Origin of the sequence: Marinobacter sp. W-8 (genome assembly GCF_044342215.1) — a bacterium.
GTDB classification, from domain to species: domain Bacteria; phylum Pseudomonadota; class Gammaproteobacteria; order Pseudomonadales; family Oleiphilaceae; genus Marinobacter; species Marinobacter nauticus.
Genome location: NZ_CP172297.1, coordinates 2580700 through 2594507 on the forward strand (window position 1 = coordinate 2580700; position 13808 = coordinate 2594507).

The 13808-nt window shown below is 51.4% G+C and carries 17 protein-coding genes; 7 read left to right on the forward strand and 10 right to left on the reverse strand.

From position 1 onward, the window contains the following. Nucleotide 1: 1 nt before the first annotated feature. From ACF8YQ_RS11930 to sodC, 5 genes are all read right to left on the reverse strand, one after another. On the reverse strand, nucleotides 2-589 hold the full coding sequence (locus tag ACF8YQ_RS11930; RefSeq protein ID WP_224850117.1) for a hypothetical protein: 588 nt from the start codon (nucleotides 587-589) through the stop codon (nucleotides 2-4). Nucleotides 590-613: 24 nt separating this feature from the next. Next, on the reverse strand, nucleotides 614-1375 hold the full coding sequence (locus ACF8YQ_RS11935) for an ETEC_3214 domain-containing protein (RefSeq protein ID WP_224850115.1): 762 nt from the start codon (nucleotides 1373-1375) through the stop codon (nucleotides 614-616). A gap of 2 nt (nucleotides 1376-1377) precedes the next feature. Continuing rightward, nucleotides 1378-1608: a hypothetical protein gene (locus tag ACF8YQ_RS11940; protein WP_224850109.1), complete on the reverse strand. Its 231-nt coding sequence runs from the start codon at nucleotides 1606-1608 to the stop codon at nucleotides 1378-1380. 143 nt (nucleotides 1609-1751) lie between these two features. Next, nucleotides 1752-3113 (reverse strand): MBL fold metallo-hydrolase, encoded by a 1362-nt coding sequence (locus tag ACF8YQ_RS11945; RefSeq protein ID WP_023009043.1) that lies wholly within the window; start codon nucleotides 3111-3113, stop codon nucleotides 1752-1754. Nucleotides 3114-3237: 124 nt separating this feature from the next. Continuing rightward, a complete protein-coding gene (gene sodC / locus ACF8YQ_RS11950) occupies nucleotides 3238-3786 on the reverse strand; it encodes a superoxide dismutase [Cu-Zn] SodC (protein WP_396621522.1) in 549 nt (182 codons plus the stop codon). Nucleotides 3787-4017: 231 nt separating this feature from the next. Between sodC and ACF8YQ_RS11955 the strand changes: the two genes are divergently transcribed. Continuing rightward, nucleotides 4018-4629, forward strand: a complete 612-nt coding sequence (locus tag ACF8YQ_RS11955; protein WP_396621523.1) for a c-type cytochrome — start codon at nucleotides 4018-4020, stop codon at nucleotides 4627-4629. 86 nt (nucleotides 4630-4715) lie between these two features. Here ACF8YQ_RS11955 and ACF8YQ_RS11960 read toward each other — a convergent pair whose 3' ends face one another. The 3 genes from ACF8YQ_RS11960 to ACF8YQ_RS11970 all read right to left on the reverse strand — a co-directional run bounded on the left by ACF8YQ_RS11960 (nucleotide 4716) and on the right by ACF8YQ_RS11970 (nucleotide 6339). Continuing rightward, on the reverse strand, nucleotides 4716-5417 hold the full coding sequence (locus tag ACF8YQ_RS11960) for a Fic family protein (protein ID WP_396621524.1): 702 nt from the start codon (nucleotides 5415-5417) through the stop codon (nucleotides 4716-4718). Nucleotides 5418-5794: 377 nt separating this feature from the next. After that, nucleotides 5795-6094, reverse strand: coding sequence for a CcdB family protein (locus ACF8YQ_RS11965; RefSeq protein WP_023011844.1), 300 nt, complete (start codon nucleotides 6092-6094; stop codon nucleotides 5795-5797). Next, the gene (locus ACF8YQ_RS11970) at nucleotides 6094-6339 is read right to left on the reverse strand and encodes a type II toxin-antitoxin system CcdA family antitoxin (RefSeq protein ID WP_228223898.1); all 246 of its coding nucleotides are present in this window, start codon (nucleotides 6337-6339) and stop codon (nucleotides 6094-6096) included. The genes ACF8YQ_RS11965 and ACF8YQ_RS11970 overlap by 1 nt, the downstream gene beginning before the upstream one ends. Nucleotides 6340-6504: 165 nt before the next feature. Between ACF8YQ_RS11970 and ACF8YQ_RS11975 the strand changes: the two genes are divergently transcribed. Continuing rightward, nucleotides 6505-7053 (forward strand): hypothetical protein, encoded by a 549-nt coding sequence (locus ACF8YQ_RS11975; RefSeq protein ID WP_396621525.1) that lies wholly within the window; start codon nucleotides 6505-6507, stop codon nucleotides 7051-7053. A 303-nt stretch (nucleotides 7054-7356) separates the two neighbouring features. Here the strand turns inward: ACF8YQ_RS11975 and ACF8YQ_RS11980 are convergent, their stop codons facing one another. Next, a complete protein-coding gene (locus tag ACF8YQ_RS11980; RefSeq protein ID WP_396621526.1) occupies nucleotides 7357-7662 on the reverse strand; it encodes a hypothetical protein in 306 nt (101 codons plus the stop codon). A 211-nt stretch (nucleotides 7663-7873) separates the two neighbouring features. Between ACF8YQ_RS11980 and ACF8YQ_RS11985 the strand changes: the two genes are divergently transcribed. From ACF8YQ_RS11985 to ACF8YQ_RS12005, 5 genes are all read left to right on the forward strand, one after another. Beyond that, nucleotides 7874-8995, forward strand: coding sequence for a UDP-N-acetylglucosamine 2-epimerase (locus ACF8YQ_RS11985; protein ID WP_396621527.1), 1122 nt, complete (start codon nucleotides 7874-7876; stop codon nucleotides 8993-8995). 49 nt (nucleotides 8996-9044) lie between these two features. Further along, nucleotides 9045-9488: a glycosyltransferase gene (locus tag ACF8YQ_RS11990; RefSeq protein WP_396621528.1), complete on the forward strand. Its 444-nt coding sequence runs from the start codon at nucleotides 9045-9047 to the stop codon at nucleotides 9486-9488. Beyond that, nucleotides 9481-10506, forward strand: coding sequence for a glycosyltransferase family 4 protein (locus ACF8YQ_RS11995; protein WP_396621529.1), 1026 nt, complete (start codon nucleotides 9481-9483; stop codon nucleotides 10504-10506). The genes ACF8YQ_RS11990 and ACF8YQ_RS11995 overlap by 8 nt, the downstream gene beginning before the upstream one ends. A gap of 352 nt (nucleotides 10507-10858) precedes the next feature. Further along, nucleotides 10859-11524: a class I SAM-dependent methyltransferase gene (locus tag ACF8YQ_RS12000; RefSeq protein ID WP_396621530.1), complete on the forward strand. Its 666-nt coding sequence runs from the start codon at nucleotides 10859-10861 to the stop codon at nucleotides 11522-11524. Then, a complete protein-coding gene (locus ACF8YQ_RS12005; protein WP_396621531.1) occupies nucleotides 11521-12423 on the forward strand; it encodes a glycosyltransferase family 2 protein in 903 nt (300 codons plus the stop codon). Before ACF8YQ_RS12000 ends, ACF8YQ_RS12005 begins: the two co-directional genes overlap by 4 nt. A 90-nt stretch (nucleotides 12424-12513) precedes the next feature. Here ACF8YQ_RS12005 and ACF8YQ_RS12010 read toward each other — a convergent pair whose 3' ends face one another. Beyond that, a complete protein-coding gene (locus ACF8YQ_RS12010; RefSeq protein WP_396621532.1) occupies nucleotides 12514-13800 on the reverse strand; it encodes a lipopolysaccharide biosynthesis protein in 1287 nt (428 codons plus the stop codon). Between the last annotated feature and the right edge of the window lie 8 nt (nucleotides 13801-13808).

The following is a 13808-nucleotide window of genomic DNA, read 5'->3' on the forward strand; positions in this document are numbered from 1 at the left end:
ATTAACCTCCCAGAGCGTCTTCCAGTTCCTCGGCGGCCCGCTTGGCACGGAATTCCTGATACAGGAGGGCCTCGTTGTCCGGAGACATCTGACGATTGGAGCGGTCGATGATCTGATCAAAAATCTTGCGGTTTTGCTCTGGTGCCATCACCACCATGCTGCAGAACAGCGTGGTGTCGCCCGTGCCCGGAATGTAGTCCACACGCTCCGGGATGGCGCCATTCAGCATCTGATCGGTGACCTGCTTGGAAACGCTGGAGAAGGTTGAGCCAGAGGCCGATTCGTTACCGTTTTCAGTCAGATCCTGATAGGTTTTATCCATGGCCTGAACGTTTACCTGAATCTGCTGAGCCAGGGTCGCACGCGCCAGTGCTGTCGCCTTGGATTTGAGGATGCTCATGCTGGCGTTGGCGGGCACGCACTCGGTTGCTGCCATAGCACCTTCCGGCACCAGCTTGCCTGGGGTAATCACCCATGCCGGCAGGCCACTGGTTGCACTTTGCTGTTCAGAAGGGGGGTTGCCAGCGCAACCAGCCATCAGGCCAATCGTTACCGCTGCAGTCATCAGTTTTACTGTTGATCGAATCATCTCGCACTCCTCGCGATTTTGGTTTTATTTCTGGTAGGCAGACAGATAATGGGCAAGATCTGTCGGGCTAAGGATGGAATTCCGGATATCAGCCAAGCTCAGGCGGCCCCAGCCATAGAGGTTTGGACGTACCGACTCGCGCACAGCCGCTCGGGCTTTTTCGGTGGCCTCGTCGGTCAATACACTCTGGTAAAGTTTACTCAGCCCGGCTGCTTCGGCCCCTGCACCATAGTTAACCCAGCCGGCGTAAGCCTTCTGGTTGAGGGAACCTCCGCCGAGATTGACCAGCTCCAGGTACAGGGCGCTGTTTTTGGTCCAATCAACCAGGAATTCGCCGGGCATGCCTTTAAGGGCTGCAAAGGTAAATTCTCCGAGTGGGCCGCCCCACTCTTCAAAGACCTCCGGAGAAAAGTCGTCCTGAAGACTGATTACAGTGAACGCAGTGACTTCGCCGGAACGGACCAGCAACGTGAGCAAGTACTTTTTGTCGAAATAGTACTCAGCACCCAGGCCATCGCCGAGATCTCTGTTTACCTGTGGTGTGCCGAAGATCTCGCGAACATAGTCCTGGCTGATGCCGGCGCGCAGGTAAGATAGGTCTTCGTATTCGGGAAGATTGGTAAAGGTGGAGACAACCCGGTCGACGGTGTCTTCGACAATCATCACTGCTTCAGAGAAATTACCGAGCGCAATGACCGGAAGTGACAGGGCCGCCACCCAGGTGACCATTTTCTGGCGAAAGCCTGCCCTGGGCGCGGCTGCACCCTGGTCTGCAGATTCAACCATGATCAGTCTCCTTTCAGCTCGTCGACAGCGTTGGAGACTCTTTCTGAGGCGGTTTGCTTCGCTTTTTCAAGCTCCTCGTCGACACGTTCTGATGCGTCGTCGGCAAGCTCTCGGGCGCTTTCAACCAGGTCTTTGCTTTTGTCTGCGATATCGTCGATGGCGGATTCGGGACTCTCTGAACAGCCGGAAGCCAGCAAAAGAAACACGAAAGGAAGGTAACGAAGGTGGAGCACGGCTTTTCCTTAATTGTTACAACTAAATGTCCATAACATAGATCTGCAATGTGGATAGTTGCAGCTACCACGTGTCGCCGCAATAGGCGTATTGTAAAACCTCGTAAATTTAGGGCCTTGGACAAAAGGCCCTGGCATCTTCCCTATATCTCCACTTCTTCAAACAAATCTGGCACTTCGGCATCCCATCCGAATTTTTCCGAGATGCGCTTGCGCATGGTATCACTGGCTACCGCTTCGCCGTGAGTCACGTACACCTTTTCGGGCTTCAAGGTACCTTGTTCCAGCCAGTGCAGGATTTCCCGATAGTCACCATGAGCACTCATGGAATCCATGTTATGGATCTCTGCTTTCACCGGCCAGTATTCACCGTGGATTTTGACCGATTCGGCGCCATGCACCAAGACATCGCCGCGTGTGCCAGGTGCCTGGAAGCCGGCAAAGACAACGCTGTTTCTGGGGTTGGGCAGCAGGGTTTTAAGGTGGTGCAACACCCGGCCGCCCGAGGCCATTCCACTGGCTGAGATGATCACGCAGGGATATCTCACGGCATCCAGCTCAATGGATTCCTCGACGGTGCGAACGAACTCTGTTTTGTCGTCGATCAGCTCGCACTGGGCGCCGTTCAGCTTGTGCTCTTTGTGATGTTTGCAGAATATTTCCGTGGCTTTGATGGCCATGGGGCTGTTGAGATACACCGGCAGTTTGGGAATGCGCCCCTGCCCCATCAGTTTGTGCACAACGTACAACAACATCTGGGCCCGGCCCACGGCGAAAGCAGGCATCAATACGATCCCGCCGCGGCCCGCGGTTTTAGTAATGATCTCTTCCAGATCCTTTTCTGGATCGGTTTCACCATGGGTGCGGTCGCCATAGGTGGATTCACACACCAAAACATCGGCATGACTGATGGGCTCTGGCGGGCGCATGATGATGTCGTCCTGGCGCCCGACATCGCCACTGAACACCACGGTGCGGGAGGAACTCTTGTGCGTAACGTGCACGCAGGAGGAACCCAGGATATGCCCGGCAGGAGTGAACTGAACCTCAAAGCCCTTCACCGGCTCGAATTTCTCGTGGTAGTGCAGGGATTCAAAGTGCTTCAGGGCTTCCCAGGCGTCTTTTTCGGTAAACAGAGGTTCCGGTTTTTCGTGCTTTGAGAACTTTTTCCGGAAGGCGTACTTGGCATCCTCTTCCTGCAGAAACCCGGCATCGGGCAGCAGTACTTTGCAGAGCTCATGAGTGGCTTTGGTGCAGTAGATCTTGCCTTTAAACCCGTTCTTGACCAACGCAGGAAGGTAGCCGGAATGGTCAATGTGCGCGTGGGTAAGCACCACCGCATCAATAGTTGAAGGATCTACCGGAAACTTGGCCCAGTTTCGGCGACGCAGAGTCTTCACGCCCTGGTACATGCCACAATCCACCAGCATACGGTGATTGTCGTCGGAAAGCAGATAGCGGGAGCCGGTGACGGTGCCTGTACCACCGAGGAAGCGGAGTTTCATAGGCGCGTAAGTCCTTGTCTGGTTGGCGATAGACAAAGCTTAACGTAATTTTCCGGTGAAGGGAGTGCTGTGGAGAGAGGAATTGACCCCGGTCAGTGGTGATCACCGGGGCCCGATGAATGTTTTAACCCGGAACAACACCACAGGCCACTCGGGCACCGCCACCCCCAAGAGGCTGGGGCGAATCCGAGTAATTATCTCCTCCACCGTGAATCACCAGTGCCCGGCCTTTGAAATCGCTCAGCTGCAGCCTTGGCGCAATGTTGGTCTGGGCGTTTTCTCCCTCTTGGCCCACATGCAGTCTCGGGAGGTCGCCAAGGTGCCCGGATTTATCGAACGGGCCTTTGTGCTTCCCGGTGTTTTGTGGGTCGTAATGCCCACCAGCGGCACCTGCAGGCGTTGTTTTTCTGTCCTTTTCTACCGGGCTGCAGTCCGGTTTTTCATGAAGGTGAAAGCCGTGAACTCCGGGCGAGAGACCAGTGAGATCAGACTCAATGAGTACGCCCTGATCGTAAGCGGTGAGTGTAACCGTGCCTATGAAATCCCCGCGGCCTTCCACGCCGGCTTCAAACATTTCCACCTCAAGCTTTGGCTCTGCGAGTGCCTGGGAAGCCGCCAGAATCAAAGCAGCGGACGTTGTGACAAGGGATAATCCCTGTTTCTTGCTATGCATACTGTTCTCCTTATCCATTGCTGTTAAAGAAGATAGCGATGCTCCGCATGGTGAGCGCCTGCTAACAAGCGTAGTCACGATCTCGTTTGTTTTAAACATTTGACGATGCGGATGACCTGAATTCCGAATTTTTGATCTTTGGCAAGACCACAACCGGGGCAGCCGACTATTCTTTGGCCTTTCCGAAGAAGTAGGTGGCTTATGCTGGGTAGTTCTCACTTGAGGAAACTAATGATCGTCGTCGGCCTTGCGGCCTCTCAAATGGTTTCAGCCAGCTCTGCCGACGATGCAATGTCACAACTGAACGCCATCATGGCCGATGACGCCAAGCGCCAGGCCAGCTACGAGGCCGGTCACGAGCGCATCCGCTTTTGTGGCTATTGTCACGGCGAGGACGGCAACAGCAAGCGCGAATACATACCCAACCTGGCCGCCCAACACCCGCTCTACCTGTTCAACCAGTTCGAGAAATTCCGCGACGGTACCCGTGAGGACTATGTGATGTCCAAACTGGCGAAAACACTGTCGTTGGAGGAGCGAATTAATATTGCGGTTTATTACAGCCAGCAGACTGCGAAGCCCCGCACCGGTGGAGACCCGACCAAGGTTGACGCCGGCGAGAGACTGTTTGCTGTGCGCTGCGCAGGTTGCCACGGCGACAAAGCACAAGGTTTCAGGGATATGCCCCGCTTGGCCGGGCAACCGGCTGAATATCTTGGGATTGCCCTGAGGCGGTTCAAAGAGATGGACCCCACCAAACACAGTACGCCGATGATTGGGGTGGCTGGAGTTTTGTCGGAGGGGGAGATTGAGGCTTTGGCGGGGTATTTGGCTGGGTGGTGATCAAATCAGTATCAAAATGAGAGAAGCTCTGATCAGGCTGGCGTCTGCCAATGATCCCCCCCGAATATACTGCTGGCCTAACCCGCTTACTCTTCTTTCATAATACGAACAACCCGTTCGTCCATGCAGCTACGCACAAATGCATTCATTTCACGCTGGTCGCCGGACTCGTAGAAGCGGAGCATAAGTTCATTGAACTCGAGCTGGCTTGAAGCCGGGATATTGACGGCCGGATAGCCGTTGCTCAGCAGGTGGCCGTTCATCATAAAACGCCCCATGCGCTTGTTCACATCGTAGAAAAACTGGCAACGGGCCATGGTTAGGAACAGGTGGACAGCCTGATCGTAAACATCATCCATGTGTTGTAGTTCATCGATCATGCGGTCAAAACGTTCCGGTAACTCACTAGCCGCCGGTGGCTCGTAATCAGTGCCGGCAATGAGTACGGAGCCACTGCGAAAGCAGCCCCACTCCAACGCTTCTTCCCTTGCAGCAACCGCATGCAGAGCTATGGCGCAATCGGGCGATAAACTGAAGCTCCCTTCCCGGATCATTTGAAAGAGCAGCTTCCAGGCCTCGCCCTGATTAACGGCGATTTGCTGATCGCTCAGCCGATGCCCACCCACTGTGACACCCTGCAGCAGGGTTTGTACCTCCGGTAACGTAAAGTTGATGCCCTCCAGGCGCACTGCATCGTATACAAATACCGACACCGCACGTTGTGCAAGCATAAGTGCTTTTTCGGGGTTGGGTGGCATTGACCAGTGGTTGTCTGTGGCGGTGGGCATTTCGGCTCCGGTTGGCGGTGCAACTTTCAGTTGTTTTCAAGACTGCCAATTTACCATACCGGGTGTTAAAAGCTGAGTTTGCGATAGCTAGTGTCCCGTCTGGCTAATTCCTTAACCTACTGAGCTTCTGAAAAACCGAAGAGCTAGGCGTGCTGGTGAAGGTTTGGTGGTTCCAAATCGAGCCAGCAGAACGACGTTCTTCGGTTTTTCAGAAGCTCCCGGAGGGCTTGTCTCTGAGGACTCTGAGCCCTGTGTTACCAGTCCTTGATGTGGAACCACCACATCTGCAGACTGGCGCCTTGGTCAGAGTCCTCAGAGGCAAGCAGTAGATTAAGGAATTAGCCAGACGGGACACTAGCGCCTGCCCATGATCACCCCTAAAAGCCCAAAAGCAGCATATCCAGTGCTGCGGCAATGTCATCTTGCTGCTCAGCAAGGCTACCGGAGCAAAAACGCAATTCGCTTTCCGGCACAGCCGCCATATATTGAGTCGCCATGACGACTTCCAGGCCGTTGATGCTAAACACAGGATTCAGCCTCTGAGCAGGAAATGGCGCCGACGATTTGGGCAGTAACGGCACAACTACTCGTGTGTTCAAGCCACTGAGAAGGTCTGACTGAACGTCCAGCAGATATCCCGCCCCGTTTTTATTTTCAAAGATATCGAAACGAGACATCAGAACTGGCGATGCCGTGCAAGAGGCAAGCCGTTGGCTTCAACATAAGAGTTCGAGCTTTCAAGCGCTTCAGCATTCTCGTTAAGCCATTTACTCCGCTTATGGAGTTTAACCGCTTCCGCAATTCCTGCTTCTGCAGACCGAGAGACATTGATTCCAAGGGATTTTGCCTCTTTGAGAAGAGTGCTATCCAGCGATAGATTCGTTGGTTTACGTATGGACTTTGTAGTTTCGGCAGTTTGCATGGTGTTGCCCTCTCGAGAAATGTTCTACTCAGTATATGCGCATGGTTCTTGGGCATCAATTTTGTGGAGACAAGCTAGTAAGCTAGTGCCTGTCCATGATCAACTGGGCGAGTGGAGGAATACGCGGAAACCTTCCGGCAGCGGTTGGCGGATTTGAGCTGGTTTATGAAATGCCTGAACGAGCCGATTGCGAGGCAGGCCAACCGGGAAGATGAGTGCACCGGGCACTTCTGGGAGAGCAGGTTCAAGTCTCAAGCGTTGGATACCGAAGAAGCCCTCCTTTCCTGCATGGCCTATGTCGACCTGAATCCAATCCGCGCTGCCATGGCGGAGACGCCAGAAACCTCCGAACACACCAGCATCAAGGAGCGAATTCATCCCACCTTTGATCTGGCAGAAGCCATTGCCCGGCAAACAGAACAGCAGGCGCTGAATGAGTTTTCGGTGCCGTTAAAACCGCTACTGGGTTTTGAAGGCGTGATTCGAAACGGCTTCCAGCGAGGCATCCTGTTCAGCTTTGAAGATTACCTGGAACTGGTAGATTGCACTGGGCGGATCAGCCGAAGCGACAAACGGGGCGCTATTGATGAGAAGGCGCTACCGATTCTGGAACGGCTGAATCTGGACCCGGAACGATGGTGCCACCGGGCGACCGCGTTTGAGGACAGTTACCAGGATTACCGAAATCCTGGACGGCGACGACGAGCGGCTTAGACAACCACCCCCAATTACTCCAATCCCTTTATCGGTGTTCCCGCCGAGAATGTCGCTTGCCTGAAATCGGCGCATGTCCAGAATTCGCGGCGGAATGCCGCTGCCTTTTTGCCATAACCCCGAAATAGACGCAGTAAACCGAAAGCCAGAAACAACAAAGGCCCGGGGTCGAAACCGCCGGGCCTTTGGGGATCGGGTCAGGCTAGTGCCTGTCCATGATTTGTGCATGATTTGTGTCAAATGCCGCCCAGGATGGTTTGAAGCCAGCCCCTACAGGCAGGCTCCGGAGGGTCGGTTCCTCCATCATTTCAACAGCTTCTCATGCTGCACAAATATGACTCCTGTCTTACTGTGCGCATTGCTGTGGCACACACAACTACGCTGACACATAGGGTGATACCCCCGCTTCTGGAGTTCCCGAGCCCAGCGGTGTGATGACGCGCAAGCCTCCATGCCGATCTCGGCACCGGCGGATACTTTGCGGCTGAGGGCATCAAGCCACTTCTGCCGAGAGTATTTGCCCTGCCATTGCGTCTTACCGTGACGGTCTACGCCATGCACGTGGAAAACTGATTTGGCAATATCAACACCGACGCGGATAATATTCATCTGGGCTTCTCCTCATCTTCATGATGGTTGACTAGTCACTCACCATTTTGGCACGTAGATGCCGGTGAGGTGAGGAGGAGTCCATCCCATTGCTTACAGCCCAAAACCACCCCATCCCGGCGAAAACCGACCAACTCTGGCATACTACGAGCCTAGACGAAAGCTTTCAAAACAGGCTCTCCCCTCGACTGAAGCAATATAGGTAAACCAAGTGACACAGGGATCTAATCAGCACTTTGTCTTTGTCATAGGTACACGTGCACAGCTAATCAAAGTCGCCCCGATCATTGTCGAATGCGAACAAAAAGGCCTACCGGTAACGCTGCTAATGACCGGGCAGCATCAGGAGACCATGCAAGATCTACTGGACGAGTTTCGGGTAAAGTCTGAGCAGGTTACGGCTGCCCCTGCTAAGGAGCATGCCACCGTGTTAGCTCTTATCGCATGGCTTCCAAGAGCTTATCTTGGTATCAGGCGTCAGCTCAAAGCGCTACATCTCAACGGAACACTTATTAACGTCTTAGTACATGGCGACACCCTTTCAACCGTGCTGGGTGCGTTAGTCGGCAGGCAAATCGGCGCACGTGTTGTCCATCTGGAGAGCGGACTGACATCGAAAAAAATTCTCGACCCGTTCCCGGAGGAGCTATCAAGACGAATTGTTTTCCGACTAAGCGATATCGCCATGTGCCCAGACGCGGAAACTCTGGCGCACATGAAATCCACTCATCCAGCATGTAAGGCTATTAACACTGGCGGCAATACAATAGTAGACTCAATAAAATTAACAGGAGCTAGTCGCGGCGGGGGCTCTAGCGTAGGGCAAGACTATATTGTCGCCTCACTACACCGCTTTCAGAATATCTATAACAAGATGCGACTCAAAAGCTTAGTTGAGCTGCTTGAAAACATAGCCAAACTTAATGAGGTTTATTTTGTTCTACACCCTGCAACACGCAAGCGACTGGTCAAGGCTGGACTTTTCGAGCGCCTTGAAGAACACTCCGCTATCAGATTACTCCCTCGTTTGGGGTACAGTCAGTTTCTTCACTTAGCTGCCGAGTCTGCCTGCATCCTAACTGACGGCGGCTCAAACCAAGAGGAGCTTGCTGTAATTGGAGTGCCCACGATCATCATGCGGCAAGCAACTGAGCGGAGTGACGGCTTAGGAAAGAACGCCATTTTAGAAGGCGAGCTTCCCAATGGTGTGCTTGCGTTCATTGAAGAAAAAGAATATCAATCTCTGGAACGTTCTCAAACTGGCGAGCAACTAGCTAGTCCCTCGATTTTTATCGTGAATTACCTAGAAAGTGAGGAAACAGAGCACTTTTAAGGGCAGATCCGATCAAAACGCAGCATGCGTAGCTCCCGGCACTGAAGCTATGAAAAGGAACAATCTCACACCAGCATCCCAGATTCAGTACGGATCCGTGGTCACCTGGCCAAAAGAACTTGAAGACGGAGTCACTCCTATCCCTTTAGAAAAGGATCTAACCTCCAATTCCAAGAATTCACACACTGCAACGCTTATGGAACACCGGCCGAGAGAATTTGGCATGGTCGCCATCGAAGCTGCAGCGCATGGCCTAGCAACGGTGGATTTTGAAGCAGGTAGAATCGTGGATGCCGTTAGAAATAATATTTCGGGATATTTGGTTGAGTGTGGCAACTACTCAGGGATGGGCAAGCGTGTTGTCACCTGCAGAAAAGAACTATTACCTGCCCGTGCTATACAGAATTTTGCCAAAATACTAGCATGCGCGAACTTTGGAAATAATATATCCAGCAATATAGTTAACAGTAGCGAGCCTTCAAAAAATGGATAACCCCTTAGGCGTATGGTTCCCGACTGTTCGCAGCAATACAGGCACAGATGTATTTACAGAGCGACTGGTTCAAAATCTTAATGAGGAAGGTTTTAGAGCAGAGATCAGTTGGCTCCCTTTACGTGCCGAATATGCTCCTTGGACAGTACCTGTACCTACTCCTCCAAGCTGGGCGACAGTCGCACACGTCAATACATGGCTTCATCCGCGTTTTTTACCACAACAACTGCCGGTAATTGCAACGCTACATCATTCCATTCACGATCCAGCTTTAGCCAAACTCAAAGGCTTCGCTCGCAATTGCTACCATCGATGGTGGATTGCCCCCAATGAACGCCGTGTCATGGAATTAGCTAACAGAGTAGTTGCCGTCAGCCATTATGCAGCCAATATTGGCCGAAAAACACTGTTAGACATTCCAATAGAGGTGATTTATAACGGAGTCGACATACAAAGATTCCACCCTTCGACAGACGAGCGCAAACCCCATAAACCTTTTCGTTTGCTCTATGTCGGTAGCTGGAAAGCTCTGAAAGGCGTCGATCTGCTTGCGCCAATCATGCGTGAATTAGGCGAAGACTTTGAACTGTATTACACCGGTGGCCCAACTGCAAATCGCAGCAAACCTTTCTTGCCGCCCAACATGCATGATATCGGCCGCCTACAAACCCCTGTCGATGTCGTTGCTGCGATGCAGACTGCAGATGCCTTTGTATTTCCATCACTCAGCGAAGGTTTTGGACTGGTTGCTGCTGAAGCCATGGCGTGCGGACTGCCTGTAATAGCAAGTCGCGGGTCATCACTCGCAGAAGTAATTGAAGATAGGAAGACAGGGCTCCTTTGTAGCCCATCCAATGTAAACAGTTTTGTTTCGGCCATAAAAAAAATCTTCAACAATGAGGACTTGCGACGAAAAATTTCAAACCTTTCAAGACAACATGCAAAAGTAAGGTTTTCCCATACAAAATCAACATCTCAGTATCTAGAAGTTTATTTAAATGAAACAACCACAATATAAATGGTCCCGAGGACTCTGCACAACCCTTATAACATGTCCGGCCTGCGGCTCCGATAAGGTTGATAAGAGATATAGACGGCGTGATGATACGTTGAATTTTCCCGACATTTGGAGATATAACCTTTGCTCCAATTGTGGCTCAATTTATCTTGTCAATCGGCCTGATGAAATCTCACTCTCTCTTGCATATGAAAACTACTACACACATAGGGAGCACTTAGATAAAACTTTGACTGACAAATCCATATTAACGAGGCTCATTAATGGGTATCTCAACACACGATTTGGAATGCATAGATCCAATTCTAATCTTTCAGGTTATAATATTTTTCGATTATTTCCGCACCTGAGAATGAAACTAGATGTATACGGAAGACACATACCTCGACAATCATGTCGAGCACAAACCACTCTTCTAGACGTCGGATGTGGCAGCGGTGATTTTCTAATGCGGGCCAAAGAGATGGGATTGAGCGCGATAGGGTGCGAGCCAGATGAGAAAGCTGTTGTTATTGGTAGGCGTAGGGGACTGAATATCGTAGCGGGAAACCTTGAGTCAGCGGCACTACCACTAACCCACTTCGATTATATAACCCTAAACCATGTGATCGAGCACGTCATTAATCCCCAAACAACACTTACCAAGTTACACGAACTCATCGCTCCTTCAGGATGGTTATGGATGGCTTTGCCGAACCCGGATGCAATAGGGCTTCATTGTTTCAAGCAAGGCTGGAAAGGCTTCCACCCCCCCTACCATTTGTTAATACCAAGTCAAAAAGTTCTTCATGATTGGCTGAGAAGTGCGGGCTTTATAAATATTAAGTTAGTTAGGCGTGGTGCACAAAGTTCGAATCTGTGGACTGAGTCCGTCGCCCTCTCACGCAGAGAAGGCTGCTCCCTTTCGATGCCGCTGAATAAATCTATCTGGCTGCTCTCAAACCTTCTATCCACTTGCAGTGCGCGGTGGGGCGAAGAGACAATTATCATGGCCCAACGACCAGGGAAGCACACATGACCATTTATCCTGCAACGATCAGCGCGTTAGTTCTACATTTCCGATCGCCAGAACCAACACTGCAATGTCTGCGCTCGTTGTCCCAGGAAGGAATTAGGAATGCGGTTCTAGTTGATAATTCCGAAGATAGCGGTCGGTCTATTGACATAATGGCATCAGCCTTAACTAAGTTGCGTCGCAGTGGGATGAGTATCCAAGTTGTCGACCCAGCGCAAAATTTAGGCTTTGCAAAAGGCGTAAATCTGGGGCTATCACGAGCGAATGTAAACAATACTACTGCAATACTTCTGATAAATTCAGACGCAATTGTTGAAGCTGGCAGTGTTGCGCGTTTGGCAAGCGGACTCCAGAACGCGGACATTGTCATTCCTCGTGTATGTGACAACACTGGAGCTTCTCGCAGCTTATTTAACTACTACTGTGCAATGACTTCACTATTGATCAAGAAACCATGCCAAAAATCGCTAAAGTACGCTAGCGGCTGTTGCATGTTAGTGCGATCGAATATAGCTCGAGGTGCATTATTCGATGAGGATTTTTTCTTTTATGGAGAAGATGTCGCCTTATCTTCAGAACTTCTGAAGGTTGGTGCAAAAATCATAGAAGAGAAAGCCGCCCTGATACAACATTCAGGTTCAGAAAGCTCAAAAAATGGCTCGCTTTTCTATGAGTATCACATAAACCGTGGCCACTGGCTTTTGGCTAAAAAATTGGCACGCAACTCATTTGAAAAAAATCTATACCTAACTTGCCGCTGTGTTGTTCTTCCACTCCGGGCATCCATAAGGTGTTGGCGGCTCAAATCGTTAACTCCCTTGTTGGGTTTCATTACAGCTTCTGTCGATTTGATACGCGGGCAATTTCGCTCCTTCACCCCACCACCAAAAAGCGAGAAATAGACACCAATCTCACAGTACCTGCTATTTCTAGAGACCGCGCCGTCCGGCAATTCTATGTTGAGCTCGGCACGCCTATTATCAGGATGGCATCTACCACTTTCGAAGTTCACCGACACGGCCATCTTTATCTATGTCGCGCATATCCTCCGTATGGCGTAAAGTAAAAACGGTTAGCGCCATGCCCAACAGGACCATAATCCACTCAGACAACCCCAACGCCAACGCCATTCCAAGGGTACCGAAATGCTCGGTAAACATTACAGCAGCACCTGCGAGGACGACTAACCCCGTCACTTCAAAACTAACCCGCATCCAGGGTTTTCCCGCAGCCATCAGGGCGCTACCGACGGCCAATCTCAAGGCTATCGCCGGTATAGCAAAAGTCAACCATTGGATCATCTGCTCTACCCCATGATAGGCTGTACCGAATAACCACGCGAAAACAGGCCCAAGGAGCCAGAATATGGCTACTAGCACTAGACTAAACACTACCGAGGTGGCGAAGATCCAGCGCAACAAACGATTAGTGTGCTGAGATTCATCCTGACCTTCGCGGAACAACCTGGGCAGCGCAGATAATATCATCGCCATCACAGGCAACATCGTCGCTCCAATGACACGCGCACCCGCCGCATACAATCCCGCCGAATCAGGGGGCAACAGCTTGAAGGCAAGAGTTTTATCAAATTCTGACGGGCCCGCCGCCGTGATATTAAGTGCAGCATAGCCCCAAGCGGACCGTAGTTCACTCTTGCTAGGCAGTTTCCAACTGCGTAACTTGGGGAACGGTACCGGCATGGTGCGCGATGCGATTAAGAGAGCTACCAATGATGCAAACCAATACCCGAATCCATAAGCAGCCATAGAGTCATTGATCCCAGACAAAAATACAGTTGCTGCAACAAGCAGGCGCAAAGCCAAAGGCAGCATGGTCAGTAGCTGTGAACGAGCCGTCCGCCCAAGTGCTAAATGTTCCGTCGCAATTAGCAAAACCACAGGTTGCAGCCAGATCTCGCTGACACCAATTGCAAGCAGCACCATAAAACCGATGCTGCTTGTGTGAAGTAGAAGAGTACTTGCCAAAAGATAAATGAAGAGAAGTGCCGCACCAAAAATCAAGGTTGTTGGGATAGCAAACCGGAATATATCTTCGCGGCGCTCAGGTGCGAGAGACACCTCCTTCAGCAATACCAAATGGGTACCAAAAGTTGATAACGTACCGAGAATCAGTGCCAGCGCAGCAAATCCTACAAATGCACCGAACTGCCCTGGGCCCAACATGCGGGCCACAATAAGCAAATTTCCCGCCTGCACGGCTAGACGCAGACCGAAAACTAAGCTAGTGCGAATGGTGCCGCGCGCGATCGGCCCTATCATTCGCCAGA

Excerpts from the sequence above, each read along its gene's own strand:
- ACF8YQ_RS11930 (WP_224850117.1), bottom strand. The coding sequence starts at position 589 with ATGATTCGATCAACAGTAAAACTGATGACTGCAGCGGTAACGATTGGC.
- ACF8YQ_RS11935 (WP_224850115.1), bottom strand. The coding sequence starts at position 1,375 with ATGGTTGAATCTGCAGACCAGGGTGCAGCCGCGCCCAGGGCAGGCTTT.
- ACF8YQ_RS11945 (WP_023009043.1), bottom strand. The coding sequence starts at position 3,113 with ATGAAACTCCGCTTCCTCGGTGGTACAGGCACCGTCACCGGCTCCCGC.
- sodC (WP_396621522.1), bottom strand. The coding sequence starts at position 3,786 with ATGCATAGCAAGAAACAGGGATTATCCCTTGTCACAACGTCCGCTGCT.
- ACF8YQ_RS11955 (WP_396621523.1), top strand. The coding sequence starts at position 4,018 with ATGATCGTCGTCGGCCTTGCGGCCTCTCAAATGGTTTCAGCCAGCTCT.
- ACF8YQ_RS11960 (WP_396621524.1), bottom strand. The coding sequence starts at position 5,417 with ATGCCCACCGCCACAGACAACCACTGGTCAATGCCACCCAACCCCGAA.
- ACF8YQ_RS11965 (WP_023011844.1), bottom strand. The coding sequence starts at position 6,094 with ATGTCTCGTTTCGATATCTTTGAAAATAAAAACGGGGCGGGATATCTG.
- ACF8YQ_RS11970 (WP_228223898.1), bottom strand. The coding sequence starts at position 6,339 with ATGCAAACTGCCGAAACTACAAAGTCCATACGTAAACCAACGAATCTA.
- ACF8YQ_RS11975 (WP_396621525.1), top strand. The coding sequence starts at position 6,505 with ATGAAATGCCTGAACGAGCCGATTGCGAGGCAGGCCAACCGGGAAGAT.
- ACF8YQ_RS11980 (WP_396621526.1), bottom strand. The coding sequence starts at position 7,662 with ATGAATATTATCCGCGTCGGTGTTGATATTGCCAAATCAGTTTTCCAC.
- ACF8YQ_RS11990 (WP_396621528.1), top strand. The coding sequence starts at position 9,045 with ATGAAAAGGAACAATCTCACACCAGCATCCCAGATTCAGTACGGATCC.
- ACF8YQ_RS11995 (WP_396621529.1), top strand. The coding sequence starts at position 9,481 with ATGGATAACCCCTTAGGCGTATGGTTCCCGACTGTTCGCAGCAATACA.
- ACF8YQ_RS12000 (WP_396621530.1), top strand. The coding sequence starts at position 10,859 with ATGAAACTAGATGTATACGGAAGACACATACCTCGACAATCATGTCGA.
- ACF8YQ_RS12005 (WP_396621531.1), top strand. The coding sequence starts at position 11,521 with ATGACCATTTATCCTGCAACGATCAGCGCGTTAGTTCTACATTTCCGA.
- ACF8YQ_RS12010 (WP_396621532.1), bottom strand. The coding sequence starts at position 13,800 with ATGATAGGGCCGATCGCGCGCGGCACCATTCGCACTAGCTTAGTTTTC.